The organism is Microbacterium sp. JZ70, from assembly GCF_053903225.1.
Genome location: NZ_CP096405.1, coordinates 2,196,871 through 2,211,497, shown reverse-complemented (window position 1 = coordinate 2,211,497; position 14,627 = coordinate 2,196,871). Strand labels below are relative to the sequence as shown.

Below are 14,627 nucleotides of genomic sequence, written 5' to 3'. Positions count from 1 at the left end.
TTCCGCGCGGATACGACGATGGCCCGGTCTCGAGACCGGGCCATCGTCGTATCCGCGCTCAGTAGACGTCGCGCACGTACCGGCGGTCCGCCGTCAGCTCCTTCTTGAACTGCAGGGCGTCGTCCTCGCCCAGGCCGCCGTGCACCCGCGCGATCTCCAGCAGCGCGTGGTCGACGTCCTTGGCCATCCGCTCGGCGTCGCCGCAGACGAAGACGCTCGCGCCCTCCTGGAGCCAGCGCCACAGCTCGGCGCCGTGCTCGCGCATGCGGTCCTGCACGTAGATCTTCTGACGCTGATCGCGCGAGAACGCGGTGTCGAGCCGGGTGAGGAAGCCGTCCTCGTGCATGCCGACGAGCTCGTCGCGGTAGTAGAAGTCCGTCGCCTCGTGCTGCTCGCCGAAGAACAGCCAGTTGCGCCCCGTGTGCCCGTCGGCGCGTCGATCGTGGAGGAAGCCCCGGAAGGGCGCGATGCCCGTGCCAGGGCCGATCATGATCATGGGAGCGGCGGGGTCGGCCGGGGGTCGGAAGTGGGCCGAGCGCTGCAGGTAGATCGGCACGGCGCCCTCCTGCGCCCGGTCGGCGAGGAAGGTCGAGCACACGCCGCCGCGCGCGCGGTCGTCGTCCGTGCGGAAGCGGACCACCGACACCGTCAGCTCGACGCGGCCGTGCCCCTCCTTCGGGCTCGACGAGATCGAGTACTGCCGCGGCGCGAGCCGCCCGAGCACCTCGACCCACTCCTCGGGAGCGGCCATCACGGGGAACTCCCGCAGCAGGTCGGCCGCGTGCATGCCCCACAGGTGCTGCTCGAGGCGGTGCCGGCTGTCGCGGCGCAGGAGCGCGGCGAGCGTCGTGTCGCGATTGCGCTCGGACACGAAGGCGAGGAGGTCCGGCCCGATCCGGGTGATGTCGAACCGCGTGCGGAGCACGTGCTCGAAGAGCTGGTCCTGCCCGTCGATGTGCACCACGGCCGCCGGGTCGAGCCCGGCGGCGTCGAGCCAGTCGGCGACGACCTCGGGGGCGTTGTCGCACACCACGCCGAGCGCGTCGCCGGCCTCGTACGAGACGCCCGCCTCGGCGAGGTCGAACCCGATGCGCCGGACCTCCTTCTGCGAGCCGTCTCCGCTCAGCAGGACGTTGAGCGCGAGGGGCGCGCCGAGCGGGTTGCGTCGCGTGAACGGCGCCGCGGGAGCGGGTGCGGGCGCAGCGGGTGCCGCCGCCGGCGGCGCCTCGGCTCCCGCGATCGCGGAGAGCGCCCGCTCGAGCCACTGCGCCGCGGGGAGATCGTCGAACGGCTCGCAGTCCACGCGCTCGACGAGCGCGACCGCGCCCAGCTCGCGCAGGCGCTGGTCGATGCTGCGCCCGTGCCCGCAGAAGTCGTCGTAGGTCGAGTCGCCCATCGCGAGCACGGCGTACGGCAGGCCGTCCAGCCGGGGCGCGTCCTCTCCGCGCAGCTCATCCCAGAAGGCGGAGCCGTTGTCCGGCGGCCCCCCGGTGCCGAAGGTCGAGGTCACGACGAGGAGGCGCTCGACATCGGCCAGGTCCGCGGCGCGGAACGCGTCCATCCCGACGAGCCGCCCGCGCATGCCGCGCTCGGCGACGGCCGCGACGCACGCGTGCGCGAACTCCTCGGCGTTGCCCGTCTGCGACGCCCACAGCACGGTCACCTCGGGTCCCGTCGGCTCGGCGCGCGCCGCCGGGACGCGCGAGTAGACGCCCGCGAGCACCCCGTCGAACCATGCGCGCACGTCGTCGGAGAGCGGAGCCGTCGCGGGCAGCACCGGCACGAGCCCGGCCGGCGGCGGGGTCGAGGCCAGCCCCGAGAGGAAGCCGGCGAGGTAGACCTGCTCGGCGGGCGCTGGCTCGGGCGCCGCGACCGCGAAGGCCGGCAGGCCCGGCGCCGCGGTCGCCTCCGGCGCAGCGGGAGCGGCGGACGCGGCCGGCGCGATCCGGCGCACCGACACCGCGGCGATCTTGAACTCGGGCTGGCGGGAGTCGGCGTCGACCGCGTCGCTCGTCACGGCGTTCACGGTGCGGTCTTCACCGTGCTCGTCGTTCCAGTGGAACGGCGCGAACAGGCCGCCGGGGCGCACGCGGTCGGTGACGACCGCGGGCGCGACGAAGCGCCCGCGCCGTGACGCGACCTCGAGCTCGTCGCCGTCGCCGATCCCGAGCTCCTCGGCATCCGCGGGGTGGATCTCCACGAACGGGCCCGGATTCAGCCGGTTCAGCTTCGCGATCCGCCCGGTCTTCGTCATCGTGTGCCACTGGTGCTGGAGGCGTCCGGTGTTGAGCACGAAGGGGAACGCGTCGTCGGGCATCTCGGCGGGCGCGACATGCGGCCGCGGCAGGAACTGCGCGCGCCGCGACGGCGTCGGGAAAGCCAGACGCGGCGTGGTGCCGTCGGACGCCGTGTGCGGGCGCTGGCTCACGCCGTCGTTCAGGTAGCGGATCGGGTGTCGGTCGGCGGCGTCCTCGGGAGGGCACGGCCACTGCACGGGCCCGCCGCGGAGTCGCGCGTAGTCGATGCCGCGCACATCCCACCCCGTCTGCGGGTTCCAGAACCGCCGGATCTCGTCGAAGACCTCTTCCGCCGACGCGAACGCGAACCCCCGCTCGTACCCCATCGCGCGTGCGACGTCGCAGATCGTCTGCCAGTCGGGCCGGGCATCGCCCGGCGCGTCCGCGACCGCCTGGACGAGCGTCAGCGTCCGGTCGGAGTTCACCGTCACGCCCTCCGACTCGACCCACAGCGTCGCAGGCAGGAGGATGTCGGCGTACGCGGCGGTCGCGGTCTGCGCGAACACGTCCTGCACGATCACGAGCTCGGCGGCCCCGAGTGCGCGGATGACCGTGTCGCGGTTCGCGACGGAGGCGACCGGATTCGTGCAGATGATCCACGCGGCCTTGATCCGGCCATCCGCCATGTCGCGGTACATGTCGATCGTGCCCGTGCCCGACTCCGCGCGGATCGCGCCCGCCTCGAGCCCCCAGATCCCCTCCGCGAACGCGCGGTCCTCTGCGCTGAAGACCGCACGCTGTCCGGGGAGACCCGGCCCCATGTAGCCCATCTCGCGCCCGCCCATGGCGTTCGGCTGGCCCGTGAGGGAGAACGGGCCGCTGCCGGGACGGCAGATCGCGCCCGTGGCGAGGTGGAGGTTGCAGATGGCGTTCGTGCTCCACGTGCCGTGCGTCGACTGGTTGAGCCCCATCGTCCAGAGCGTCATCCACTCGCCCGCCTCCGCGATCCAGCGGGCGGCCGTGCGGATGTCCTCCTCGGCGAGGCCCGTGATGCGCGCCACCGCGTCGGGCGGGTAGTCGGCCAGGAGGGGCGCCATCGCGTCCCACCCCTCGGTGTGCTCGGCGATGAACCGCTCGTCGATCGCGCCCTCCGCGACGAGCAGGTGCAGCAGGCCGTTGAGCAGGGCCAGGTCGGTCCCCGGCGCGATCTGGAGGAACAGGTCGGCCCGGTCGGCGGTGGCCGTGCGGCGCGGGTCGACGACGATGAGGCGCGCGCCCGCCTTCAGGCGGTCGGCCATCCGGAGGAAGAGGATCGGATGGCAGTCGGCCGTGTTCGATCCGATCACGAGGAAGAGGTCGGCGCGGTCGATGTCCTCGTACGAGCCGGGAGGCCCGTCCGCGCCGAGGGACTGCTTGTAGCCGGTCCCGGCAGAGGCCATGCACAGCCGCGAGTTCGACTCGATGTGGATCCCGCGGATCCACCCCTTGACGAGCTTGTTGGAGAGGTACTGCGCCTCCATCGACATCTGGCCCGAGACGTAGACCGCGACGGCGTCGGGGCCGTGCTCGTCGATGATCGCGCGCAGGCGTCGTCCCGCCTCCTCGATCGCGGTGTCCCGTGGCACGGGCACCGCGTCGGCGCCGCGCGAGGGCCGCAGCAGGGCCGTCGTCATGCGCCCGGGCGCCGCCATCAGCTCGGCGTGCGTGGCGCCCTTCGTGCAGAGGCGGCCGCGGTTCGTCGGGTGCGCGCGGTCGCCCGACGCGGTCGCGACCGCCGCGCGGCCCGACGCGTCGGGCCGCGTCTCGACGACGATGCCGCAGCCCACGCCGCAGTAGGAGCAGACGGTGCGTGAGGGCATGCACCGATGATGCGCGAGGGAGGTTCCGCTCCCTTTCCCGCGCCGTTTCCCCGTCGTGACGTTCGCCGCACGGGCGGCGCAGGCCGATTGTGAGGCGCCGCGCGCGGCGCGCCTCAGGTCACTCCGACGCGGGCGCGCTCTCCGTCGAGGCGTCGTCGTCGGCGAGGTCCTCGAAGAGCCCCGCGGGCGGCGTGATCGCGATGCGCCCCGCGGCGATGTCGACCTCGGGGACGATGGCCGAGACGAACGGGACCATCACCTCGCGCTCGCCGGACTTCACGATGAGGAGATCCTGTGCGGGGAGGTGGTCGACGCGCGCCACGCGGCCGACCGAGACGCCGTCGCGGACGACGTCGAGGCCCACGAGCTGGTGGTCGTACCACGCGTCCGGCTCGGGCTGCTCGGCGTCGTCGTCCTGGTCGATCCAGAGGATGGCGCGGACGAGGCTCTCCGCCTCGTCGCGGTCGTCGACGCCCTCGAAGAACACGACGGGGGCGGAGTTCATCCAGCGGAACTCGCGGACCGTGACGGAGCGGCCGTGCCACTTCGACTGCTCGGGCACCTGGAGGGCGAACGAGGCTCCCGGGACGAATCGTCCGTCGGGGTCGTCGGTGTACAGCTCGAGCTTGAGGGCGCCCTTGAGGCCGTGGGCCTTGAGGATGCGCCCGACGCGCAGCTGGTTCTTCGCGGAGCCGGACCGGTCGGCCATCAGTCGTCCGCCACGTCGACGCGCACGCGCCGTCCGTCGGCGAGCGCCGAGATCACGGTGCGAAGAGCCTTGGCCGTGCGGCCGCCGCGCCCGATGACGCGCCCCCGGTCATCCGCGTGGACGTGCACTTCGAGCACATCCCCCCGCGACGACGACGAGGCGACGATCCTCACGTCGTCCGGGTGATCCACGATCCCCTTGACGACGTGCTCGAGCGCGGCAGCCAGCACGACGACTACTCTGCCGACTCGGCGTCGGCCTCGGCGGCGGGAGCCTCGGCGGGCTCCTCCGCCTTCTTCGGCGCCTGCGGCTTGACGACCGACTTCTTCGACGAGTCGGGCGCGTACGCGGCCTTCTCCTCGGCGGTCTTCAGCGTGCTCTTGGCGTCCTTGTCGCCCTTGAACGTGCCCCAGTCGCCCGTGATCTTGAGGATGGCGCGGACCTGCTCGGTGGGCTGAGCGCCCACGGAGAGCCAGTACTGCGCACGCTCCGAGTCGACCTCGATGAACGAGGGCTCCTCGGTCGGGTGGTACTTGCCGATCTCCTCGATCACGCGACCATCGCGCTTGGTGCGCGAGTCGGCGACGACGATGCGGTAGTAGGGCGCACGGATCTTGCCCAGGCGCTTGAGACGGATCTTGACAGCCACGATTCTCCTGTGTGGTGAAGAGGGATCGAACGTCGCCCTGCGCGTGGGGTGCACGCCGGCGGAAGCTCTGAGGGTGGTCCGGCTGCTGGATAGAGGGTCGAGCAGCTGGTCCGACCCTCCATTCTGCCAGATGACGCACCGAGGCGCGAACCATCCGCCACGCGAGTCGTCTGTGCGAGGCTGAGCGCATGACGCTGCGCTTCGCCCGCTCCGCCCGCTCGTCCGTGGGCGTCGAGTGGGAGCTCATGCTCGCCGATCGCGACAGCGGCGAGCTCGTCGGGCGCGGGCCCGAGATCGTCGACGCGCTCGCCGCGGCGACCGAGCGCGAGCGCTTCACGGTCACCGGCGAGCTCCTGACCAACACGGTCGAGGTGACCAGCGGCGTGGGCACGACGGTCGCCGAGGCCCTCGACGACATCTCCGCCGCCGTCGACGTCGTCCGCGCCCACGCCGACCCGCTCGGCGTGGCGCTGCTGTCGGCGGGGAGCCATCCGTTCGCGCAGTGGTACGACCAGACCGTCACCGACAAGACGCGATATCACTCCCTCATCGAGCGCACGCAGTGGTGGGGGCGCAACATGATGATCTGGGGCGTGCACGTGCACGTCGGCGTGGAGGACGTCGCCAAGGTCATGCCGATCGTCGGCGCGCTCACGACGTTCCTCCCGCATTTCCAGGCCCTCTCCGCGTCGAGCCCGTTCTGGGCGGGCGAGCGCACGGGGTACGCCTCGAACCGCGCCCTCGTCTTCCAGCAGCTGCCGACCGCGGGGCTCCCCTGGCAGCTGGACGCGTGGTCGGACTTCGAGGGGTACGTCGACGACATGACGCGAGCGGGGGTCATGGCCGACGAGACCGAGGTCCGCTGGGACATCCGCCCGGCGCCGCGCTGGGGCACGGTCGAGGTGAGGGTGTGCGATGGGATGTCGACGGCCGCCGAGCTCGCCGCGGTCGCCGCCTTCACCCAGACGCTCGTGGAGGCCTTCTCGCGCGCACTCGACTCCGGGCGGACCCCTCTCGTCCTGCAGCCCTGGTACGTGCGCGAGAACAAGTGGCGGGCCGCGCGGTACGGACTCGACGCCGATGTCGTCGTGGATCGGTCGGGCGCGCAGCGGCCGGTGCGGGACCATCTCGCGGAGGCGCTCGATGATCTGCTCCCCATCGCGGAGCAGCTCGGATGCGCGGCCGAGCTCGCGGGCATCGGCGACATGCTCGAGGGCGGAGCGAGCTACGCACGGCAGGCCGCGGTCGCCGATGCGACGGGCGGAGACCTGCGCGCCGTCGTCGCGCACCTCATGGCGGAGTTCGCACAGGGGCGCGCGCTCCCTCCCACCCCGCGGGGGTGATGCACGGGCGGCGGGTGCATTAGGGTAGCCTAAGCTCAGTACCCGACGCCGAGGCTCCGGCCTCACGATGAAAGGCACCCCTGTGCGTTCCACACGTGCTGTCGCGCTCGCCGCGACCCTCACCGCCGCCGCCGCCCTGACGGCCTGCGCCTCCTCCTCCGCGACCACCGACCCCGACGCGGACGCGGGTTCGCCGGCCGAGGACTCCTTCCCGGTCGAGATCGAGCACGCGCTCGGCACGACGACGATCGAGAGCGCGCCCGAGCGCGTCGCCGCGATCGGATGGGGCAACCACGACGCGGCCCTCGCCCTCGGTGTGGCCCCTGTGGGCGCCGACGACCAGACCTGGTCGTTCGACCAGAGCGACGGGCTCGGCCTCTACGAGTGGTCGCTCGACGCGTACGAGGAGCTCGGCGCCGACGAGCCGGTGATCTTCGACACGTCCGCCGGCATCGACTTCGAGGCGATCGCCGACACCGCGCCCGACGTGATCCTGGCCGCTCACTCCGGGATCACCGAGGACGACTACGCGACGCTCAGCGAGATCGCGCCGGTCGTCGCGTACCCGGACGTGCCCTGGTACACGCCGTGGCGCGAGACGATCCGCCTCGACGGCGCGGCCCTCGGGCTCGCCGACGAGGCCGAGGCCCTCATCGCCGACATCGACGAGCAGATCGCCGAGGCGACCGCGGACGCGGGCTTCGCGGGCAAGACGGCCGCATTCCTGTCGCTCAGCGCGGCCGACCTCTCCACCGGCTCCGTGTACGCCGCGGGCGACACGCGCGCCGCGTTCCTCGGCGACCTCGGCTTCGACACGCCGACCATCGTCGAGGAGGCCGGAGCCGACGGGTCGTTCTACGCCGACTTCAGCGCCGAGAACGTCGACCGGCTCTCCGACGTCGACGTGATCGTCGCGTACGGCGGCGACGACCTCCTCCCGGCCCTCCAGGCCGACCCGCTGTGGAGCACGATCCCCGCGGTCCAGAACGGCGCGGTCGTCGCCGTCGGCATGGGCGACGCCCTCTCCAGCGCGGTCTCGCCGACCGCCCTGTCCATCCCGTGGATGCTCGACGAGTACGTCGGGCTGCTGAGCGACGCGGCGGCGAAGGCCGAGTGACGCTCGCGGAGCACCGCACCGCCTCCGTCTCGAAGCCGGAGGCGGTGCGGCGCGTCGCCCTCGTCATCGGCGGCGTCCTCGCGATCGCCGTCGCCGCCGTCCTCTCGCTCGCGTTCGGCTCGCGGACGGTCGCCCTTCCGGAGATCCTCGAGGGCCTCGCGGCCTGGACGCGGGGGGAGGTCGCGCAGCAGCTCGGCGCGATCGCCGTGCAGGAGCGCATCCCCCGGACCGTGCTCGCGCTCGCCGCGGGGGCCGCTCTCGCGCTCTCCGGCGCTCTCATGCAGGCGGTCACGCGCAATCCCATCGCGGATCCGGGCATCCTCGGCGTCAACACCGGTGCCTCGCTGTTCGTGGTGTGCGGCATCGCCTTCCTCGGCATCTCGTCGACCTGGGCGTACCTCGGCCTCGCCCTCGCGGGTGCGAGCCTGGCCGCGGCGTTCGTCTACGTGATCGGCTCGATCGGCCCCGGCGGCGCGACGCCAATCAAGCTCGCGCTCGCCGGCGCGGCGACGACCGCCGCGCTGTCCTCGCTCGTGAGCGCCGTGCTGCTGCCGCGCGCGCAGGCGATGAACGAGTTCCGCTTCTGGCAGGTCGGCGGCGTGGGCGGCGCGAGCTGGGACACGATGGCCGTGATCGTGCCGCTGCTGACCGCGGCCGCGCTCGTCGCTCTCCTCGCCTCGCCCGCACTCAACGCGCTCGCCCTCGGCGACGACGTGGCGGTCGGGCTCGGCGTCCGCGTCGGGCGCACCCGGGCCATCGCCGCCGCGGCCGGCGTCGTCCTGTGCGCGGGCGTCACGGCCATCGCAGGGCCCATCGCCTTCGTGGGCCTCATGGTGCCGCACGTCGTGCGTCTCCTGTCGGGCCCCGACCAGCGGTGGCTTCTCCCCCTCTCCGCCGTCGGCGGCGCCGTCCTCCTCACCCTCGCCGACACGATCGGCCGCGTGATCGGCTCGCCGGGCGAGGTCGAGGCCGGCATCGTCACCGCCTTCCTCGGCGCCCCCGTCCTCGTCCTCATCGCGCGGCGCACGCGCATGAAGGCCCTCTGACCGAAAGCCCGCCATGACCGTCCTCGCTCCCGCGCCCACGACGCCCGACGTCGTCGAGCCGCTGCGCGCCGGCCGCCGGCGCCGCTCACGGCGCCGCGCGATCGCCGTCGCCGTGCTCGCGGTGCTGCTCGTCGCCCTGTTCGGCGCGATGCTCATGCTCGGCCGCACGATCTACCCCGTGGGCGACGTCCTCGCCGTGATCCTCGGCGCGGATGTCCCCGGCGCGTCGTTCACGGTCGGCACGCTGCGCGTCCCGCGGGCCATCGCCGGGGCGCTCGCGGGGCTCGCGTTCGGCCTGGCCGGCTCGACCTTCCAGACCATGCTGCGCAATCCGCTCGCGAGCCCCGACGTGATCGGCATCACGTCGGGAGCGAGCGCCGCCGCGGTGGTCGCCCTCGTCGTCCTGCACTGGTCGGCCGGCGCGACGATGCTCCTCTCGCTCGTCGTGGGAGTCGGCACAGCCGCCGTCATCTACGCGACGGCCAGGGGCGGGGAGTCGACCGGCGGCCGGCTGATCCTCATCGGGATCGGCATCGGCGCGATGCTCGACTCGGTCGTGGCGTTCGTCATCTCGCGCGCGGCGGAGTGGGATGTCCCGGTCGCGATGCGCTGGCTCACCGGCAGTCTCAACGGCGTCAAGATGGACGACGTCGTGCCGCTCGCCGTCGCGGTCGCGATCCTCCTGCCCCTCGTGCTGCTCCTCTCGCGGGACCTGCGCGCGCTCGAGCTCGGCGACGCCTCGGCCACCGCGCTCGGCGTGCGCGTCGACCGCGCGCGCATCCTGCTCGTGCTCGCCGCCGTCGCGCTCGCGTGCTTCGCCACCGCCACCACGGGGCCCATCGCGTTCGTCGCGTTCCTGGCCGGGCCGATCGCCGCGCGCATCGTCGGCCCCGGCGCCTCGCTCGCCGTGCCGGCGGCCCTCGTGGGCGGCTGCCTCGTCCTCGGCGCCGACCTCCTCGGCCAGTTCGCGTTCGACACGAAGTTCCCCGTCGGCGTGATCACGGGCATCCTCGGCGCCCCCTATCTGCTCTTCCTCCTCGTCCGCACGAGCCGCCTCGGAGGTTCCTCATGACGGTGCAGCACACCCTCGAAGCACAGTCCCTCGTCGCCGGCTACGGCGGCCGCACGATCGTCGACGGCGTCGACCTCGTCGTCCCCGCCGGGCGCATCAGCGTCATCGTGGGCGCCAACGCGTGCGGCAAGTCGACGCTGCTCAAGACCATCTCCCGGCTGATCCCCGCGCGCAGCGGCGGCGTCGTCCTCGACGGGCGCCGCATCGACGAGGTCCCCACCAAGCAGCTCGCGCGCACGCTGGGGCTCCTGCCCCAGCAGCCGATCGCGCCCGAGGGCATCGCCGTCGCCGACCTCGTCGGACGCGGCCGCCATCCGCACCAGAAGCTCTTCCGCTCGTGGACCGCCGAGGACGAGCGCGCGGTCGCCGAGGCGCTCGAGGCGACCGGCATCGCCGATCTCGCCGACCGGTCGGTCGACGAGCTGTCGGGCGGCCAGCGCCAGCGCGTGTGGATCGCCATGGCCCTCGCACAGGAGACGGGCATCCTCCTCCTCGACGAGCCCACGACCTTCCTCGACGTCACGCACCAGATCGAGGTGCTCGATCTGCTCACCGACCTCAACCGGCGCCGCGGGACGACCATCGTCATGGTGCTCCACGACATCAACCTCGCGGCCCGGTACGCCGACCACCTCTTCGCGCTCCGCGCCGGACGGCTCATCGCCTCGGGCGCACCCGGCGACGTCGTCACGAGCGAGCTCATCTCCGACGTGTTCGACCTCGACGCGCTCGTCATCACCGACCCGGTCTCGGGCACGCCCCTCGTGCTCCCCCGCGGCCGCCACCACGTGCTCCCCGCCGCGCTCACGGCCGAGCACTCCACCCCGACAGGAGTCTGACGTGTCCGACATGGAGTTCTTCCGCGTGTCCGTCGCGCGCATCGCCGACCTCACCCCCAGCTTCCGGCGCTTCACGTTCACGGGCGAGCAGCTGCACCGCTACGGCGACCCCGGCTTCGACCAGCGCATCAAGGTCGTCTTCCCGAGCGCGACGGCGTCGATCGACGACATGCCGACGGGCGAGGACTGGTACACGACCTGGCGAGAGCTCCCGGTCGATCGCCGTCCTCCGTTCCGGACCTACACGACGCGCGCCGTGCGCGGCGACCTCCGCGAGGTCGACGTCGACATGGTCGCGCACGACGTCTCGGGCCCTGCCTCGGCGTGGATCCAGAGCGCGCAGGTGGGCGACGAGCTGCTCATCCTCGCGCCGACGGTCGAGCGCGAGGGCGTGAGCCTCGGCGTCGACTTCGTGCCGCCGGCCGAGGTCGAGCACGTCCTGCTCGCGGGAGACGAGACGGCCGCGCCCGCGATCGCGGTGATCCTCGAGCAGCTCCCCCGCACCGCGCGGGGCACGGTCGTCCTCGAGGTGCCGGACGACCGCGACGCCGCCTACCTGCCCGACCACCCCGGGTTCGCGGTGCACGTGACAGGGCGCGGCTCCCGACAGCGCAACGAGCACCTCGTGCAGACGGTGCGGGATGTCGCGCCCGCGCTGTGCGCGCGGGGCCGCGGCTCCGAGGTGGAGGAGATCGACGTCGACAGCGAGATCCTGTGGGACGTGCCGACGAGGAGGAAGGGCGCGACGGCGCTCCGGAGCGCTCCGCTCTACGCGTGGCTCGCGGGCGAGTCGGCCGGCATCAAGACGCTGCGGCGTCACCTCGTGAGCGAGCACGGCGTCGACCGCCGCGCCGTGGCGTTCATGGGCTACTGGCGTCTCGGCCGATCCGAGATCTGACCGAGGGCGCCCTCAGCTCGCGTCGAGGAGGCGGTTCGCGAGGGCCTCGTCGAGCACGACGTCGGTGGCCAGCCCCGCGCCGAGCGCCGCGCGCAGGCTCGCGAGCTTGTGCGCGCCGGCGACCACGCACACGCGACGCGGCACGCGGCGCAGGCGGTCGAGCGTCGGACCCGTCGCGCGCGCGTTGAGCCGCACGTCGCGCCAGCTGCCGTCCGCCCGGAAGAACACCGTCGCGACGTCGCCGATGACGCGGTCCTCCGAGAGGCTCCGGTAGTCGTCCCGGTCGAGGTAGCCCCCGACGTAGACCCGGCTGGGGACCTCGGCGGACGGCGAGCCCAGGCTGAAGAGCGCGAGATCCATGCGCGCCTGCAGGTCGAGCACCCGCCGGGTGCTCCGCTCGCGCCACATCGCCTCACGCGTGGCCGGGTCGTCGAAGAACGCGGGCACCGGGAACTGCTGCACCTTCGCGCCGAACGCATGCCCGAACCGCTGCAGGATCTCGCTCGAGTACTCGACGCCGGTCGTCTGCGTGTTGCCCGCGCCGTTGAGCTGGACGACGGTCGTGTTGTGGGTCTCCTTCTGGGGGAGGTTGCGGCTCACGGCGCTCAGCGTCGATCCCCATGCGACGCCCACGATCATGTTCGAGTCGACGAACTGCGCCGTCAGACGCGCGGCCGTCATCGCGACGCGCTCGAGGCGATCGACCTCGCTCACGTTCGCGGGCACGGGCACGACGTGCGCGGCCACCCGGAACCGCTCGCTCACCCGCTGCTCGAGCATGCCCCCGCGCTCGAGCGGCGAGTTGATCCGGATGTCCACGAGCCCGATGTCCCGCGCGTGGCTCAGCAGGCGCGAGACCGACGAGCGGGACGTGCCGAGCTCGCGCGCGATCGCCTCCATCGTGCGGTCCTGCATGTAGTAGAGCTGCGCGGCCTTGAGCGCCTGCACGAGCTTCGCATCCCGGGCTCCCGGCCTCTCCGCGTCCATTCCGCCACCTCTCCGCCGCGCCCCCGCTGCACATATGTGCAGTCGAGTTGTGCACTTGTGTCCTCGGGTCCGAGGCTATACCCGAACCGACACAGAAGAGAGGTCGACGATGATCGATTCCCGTCCTTCCGCCGAGCGCCCGTCCGTCGCGGCCGTCCGCGAGACCGGCCGCACGACGGTCCTCATCATCGGCGGCGGCATCAACGGCATCTCGACCTTCCGCGACCTCGCCCTGCAGGGCGTCGATGTCGTGCTCGTCGAGCGGGGCGACTTCGCCTCGGGAGCCTCCTCGGCGTCGAGCCACATGATCCACGGCGGCATCCGCTACCTCGAGAACGGCGAGTTCCGCCTCGTCCAGGAATCGGTCCAGGAGCGCAACGGACTCCTCAAGATCGCCCCGCACTACGTCAAGCCGCTCGAGACGACGATCCCGATCTACTCGACCTTCTCGGGCATCCTCTCGGCGCCCATGCGCTTCCTCACGCACCGATCGGGCAAGCCGCAGGAGCGCGGGGCCGCGCTCATCAAGATCGGCCTGACCATCTACGACACCTTCTCGCGCGACGGCGGCATGGTGCCGCGGCACCGCTTCCTCGGCCGCCGCAGGTCGCTCGAGGAGCTTCCCGCCCTCGACCCCAGGATCACGTACACGGCGACGTACTTCGACGCGTCGATGCACGACCCCGAGCGCCTCGCGCTCGACGTCCTGCTCGACGGCATCGCGGCGCACCCGGGGGCGCAGGCGCTCAACTACGTCGAGGCCGTCGGCCGCACCGACGACGGCGTGATCGTGCGCGACCGGGAGACCGGCGAGACGTTCCCCATCGCGGCGGACGTCGTCGTGAACGCGTCGGGCCCGTGGACCGACCTCACGAACGAGGCGCTCGGCACCGAGACGCGCTTCATGGGCGGCACGAAGGGCTCGCACATCGTCCTCGATCACCCCGAGCTGCTCGCGGCGACCAAGGGGCGCGAGATCTTCTTCGAGCACTCGGACGGGCGCATCGTGCTCATCTACCCGCTCAAGGGCCGCGTGCTCGTGGGGACGACCGACATCGACGCCGACCCGAGCACGCCGGCGGTGTGCACCGAGGAGGAGGTCGACTACTTCTTCGACCTCATCCACCACGTCTTCCCCCAAATCGCCGTCGACCGCGGCCAGATCGTCTACCGCTTCGCGGGCATCCGCCCGCTCCCCCGCCACGAGGACACCGCACCCGGCTTCGTCTCGCGCGACTACCGGGTCGAGATCGACCGCTCGGGGCGCGTCCCGCTCCTCAGCCTCGTGGGCGGCAAGTGGACGACCTTCCGCGCGCTCGGCGAGTCGCTGTCGAACACGGTCCTCGACCTCCTCGGCCGCACCCGCACCGTCAAGACGGCCGGTCGCCCGATCGGCGGCGGCCGCGACTTCCCGCGCACGCCGGCCGACCGCCGGGCGTGGACCTCCGCGCACCTCGCCGGAGCGGGCGAGCGCGCCGACGCCCTTCTCACGCGGTACGGCACACGCGCCGCGGCCGTCTGGGACTTCATCGCCCAGGGCGACGACGCGCCGCTCGCGCGCGGCGACCTCTCCACGCGCGAACTGGCGTGGATGGTGCAGGACGAGCACGTCGTCCACCTCGCCGACGTCGTGCTGCGCCGCACGAGCATCGCCTTCACGGGAGGCGCGGACGCGGACATCCTCGACGAGCTGGCCGACGCGCTCGCGCCGCTGCTCGGCTGGGACGCCGCTCGGCGCGATGATGAGGTCGAGCAGGCCCGCACGATCCTCAACGACTTCCACGGACTCACGATCCCCGACCGCACGCGTCACTGACGCAGGGTCGCAGGGGCCTCCCTCCTCGGGGCCCCGACCGGAGACATCTCCGCTC

General features: G+C 72.7%; 12 protein-coding genes. 7 read left to right on the top strand and 5 right to left on the bottom strand.

What is annotated here, in order from left to right; genetic code table 11:
• Window positions 1-58: 58 nt before the first annotated feature.
• The 4 genes from M1D46_RS10090 to rpsP all read right to left on the bottom strand — a co-directional run bounded on the left by M1D46_RS10090 (window position 59) and on the right by rpsP (window position 5,454).
• On the bottom strand, window positions 59-4,096 hold the full coding sequence (locus tag M1D46_RS10090) for a molybdopterin-dependent oxidoreductase (protein WP_456285469.1): 4,038 nt from the start codon (window positions 4,094-4,096) through the stop codon (window positions 59-61).
• A 118-nt stretch (window positions 4,097-4,214) separates the two neighbouring features.
• The gene (gene rimM, locus M1D46_RS10085; RefSeq protein WP_282977621.1) at window positions 4,215-4,805 is read right to left on the bottom strand and encodes a ribosome maturation factor RimM; all 591 of its coding nucleotides are present in this window, start codon (window positions 4,803-4,805) and stop codon (window positions 4,215-4,217) included.
• Complete coding sequence (locus M1D46_RS10080; RefSeq protein WP_421075664.1) at window positions 4,805-5,035, bottom strand: RNA-binding protein; 231 nt, start codon at window positions 5,033-5,035, stop codon at window positions 4,805-4,807. The genes rimM and M1D46_RS10080 overlap by 1 nt, the downstream gene beginning before the upstream one ends.
• Window positions 5,036-5,040: 5 nt before the next feature.
• A complete protein-coding gene (rpsP, locus tag M1D46_RS10075) occupies window positions 5,041-5,454 on the bottom strand; it encodes a 30S ribosomal protein S16 (RefSeq protein WP_271171718.1) in 414 nt (137 codons plus the stop codon).
• 188 nt (window positions 5,455-5,642) lie between these two features.
• On the opposite strand from rpsP, the gene M1D46_RS10070 reads away from it, so the two are divergent.
• From M1D46_RS10070 to M1D46_RS10045, 6 genes are all read left to right on the top strand, one after another.
• The gene (locus tag M1D46_RS10070) at window positions 5,643-6,797 is read left to right on the top strand and encodes a glutamate--cysteine ligase (protein ID WP_421075665.1); all 1,155 of its coding nucleotides are present in this window, start codon (window positions 5,643-5,645) and stop codon (window positions 6,795-6,797) included.
• An 82-nt stretch (window positions 6,798-6,879) separates the two neighbouring features.
• The gene (locus M1D46_RS10065) at window positions 6,880-7,914 is read left to right on the top strand and encodes an iron-siderophore ABC transporter substrate-binding protein (RefSeq protein WP_421075666.1); all 1,035 of its coding nucleotides are present in this window, start codon (window positions 6,880-6,882) and stop codon (window positions 7,912-7,914) included.
• Complete coding sequence (locus M1D46_RS10060; RefSeq protein WP_456285120.1) at window positions 7,911-8,960, top strand: FecCD family ABC transporter permease; 1,050 nt, start codon at window positions 7,911-7,913, stop codon at window positions 8,958-8,960. Before M1D46_RS10065 ends, M1D46_RS10060 begins: the two co-directional genes overlap by 4 nt.
• Window positions 8,961-8,973: 13 nt before the next feature.
• A complete protein-coding gene (locus M1D46_RS10055) occupies window positions 8,974-10,032 on the top strand; it encodes a FecCD family ABC transporter permease (RefSeq protein ID WP_282977614.1) in 1,059 nt (352 codons plus the stop codon).
• A complete protein-coding gene (locus M1D46_RS10050) occupies window positions 10,029-10,871 on the top strand; it encodes an ABC transporter ATP-binding protein (protein WP_324011434.1) in 843 nt (280 codons plus the stop codon). The genes M1D46_RS10055 and M1D46_RS10050 overlap by 4 nt, the downstream gene beginning before the upstream one ends.
• 10 nt (window positions 10,872-10,881) lie before the next feature.
• Window positions 10,882-11,769: a siderophore-interacting protein gene (locus M1D46_RS10045; RefSeq protein WP_456287158.1), complete on the top strand. Its 888-nt coding sequence runs from the start codon at window positions 10,882-10,884 to the stop codon at window positions 11,767-11,769.
• Between the two features lie 12 nt (window positions 11,770-11,781).
• Here the strand turns inward: M1D46_RS10045 and M1D46_RS10040 are convergent, their stop codons facing one another.
• Window positions 11,782-12,756, bottom strand: coding sequence for a sugar-binding transcriptional regulator (locus M1D46_RS10040; RefSeq protein WP_271171712.1), 975 nt, complete (start codon window positions 12,754-12,756; stop codon window positions 11,782-11,784).
• 109 nt (window positions 12,757-12,865) lie between these two features.
• On the opposite strand from M1D46_RS10040, the gene M1D46_RS10035 reads away from it, so the two are divergent.
• Entirely contained in the window at window positions 12,866-14,572 is a 1,707-nt protein-coding gene (locus M1D46_RS10035; RefSeq protein WP_456285468.1) for a glycerol-3-phosphate dehydrogenase/oxidase, read from the top strand.
• Window positions 14,573-14,627: the final 55 nt, after the last annotated feature.

Bases quoted from the DNA above. Each gene is read 5' to 3' on its own strand.
- M1D46_RS10070 (WP_421075665.1), top strand. From the start codon at position 5,643: ATGACGCTGCGCTTCGCCCGCTCCGCCCGCTCGTCCGTGGGCGTCGAG.
- M1D46_RS10055 (WP_282977614.1), top strand. From the start codon at position 8,974: ATGACCGTCCTCGCTCCCGCGCCCACGACGCCCGACGTCGTCGAGCCG.
- rimM (WP_282977621.1), bottom strand. From the start codon at position 4,805: ATGGCCGACCGGTCCGGCTCCGCGAAGAACCAGCTGCGCGTCGGGCGC.
- M1D46_RS10050 (WP_324011434.1), top strand. From the start codon at position 10,029: ATGACGGTGCAGCACACCCTCGAAGCACAGTCCCTCGTCGCCGGCTAC.
- M1D46_RS10090 (WP_456285469.1), bottom strand. From the start codon at position 4,096: ATGCCCTCACGCACCGTCTGCTCCTACTGCGGCGTGGGCTGCGGCATC.
- M1D46_RS10035 (WP_456285468.1), top strand. From the start codon at position 12,866: ATGATCGATTCCCGTCCTTCCGCCGAGCGCCCGTCCGTCGCGGCCGTC.
- M1D46_RS10045 (WP_456287158.1), top strand. From the start codon at position 10,882: ATGGAGTTCTTCCGCGTGTCCGTCGCGCGCATCGCCGACCTCACCCCC.
- M1D46_RS10040 (WP_271171712.1), bottom strand. From the start codon at position 12,756: ATGGACGCGGAGAGGCCGGGAGCCCGGGATGCGAAGCTCGTGCAGGCG.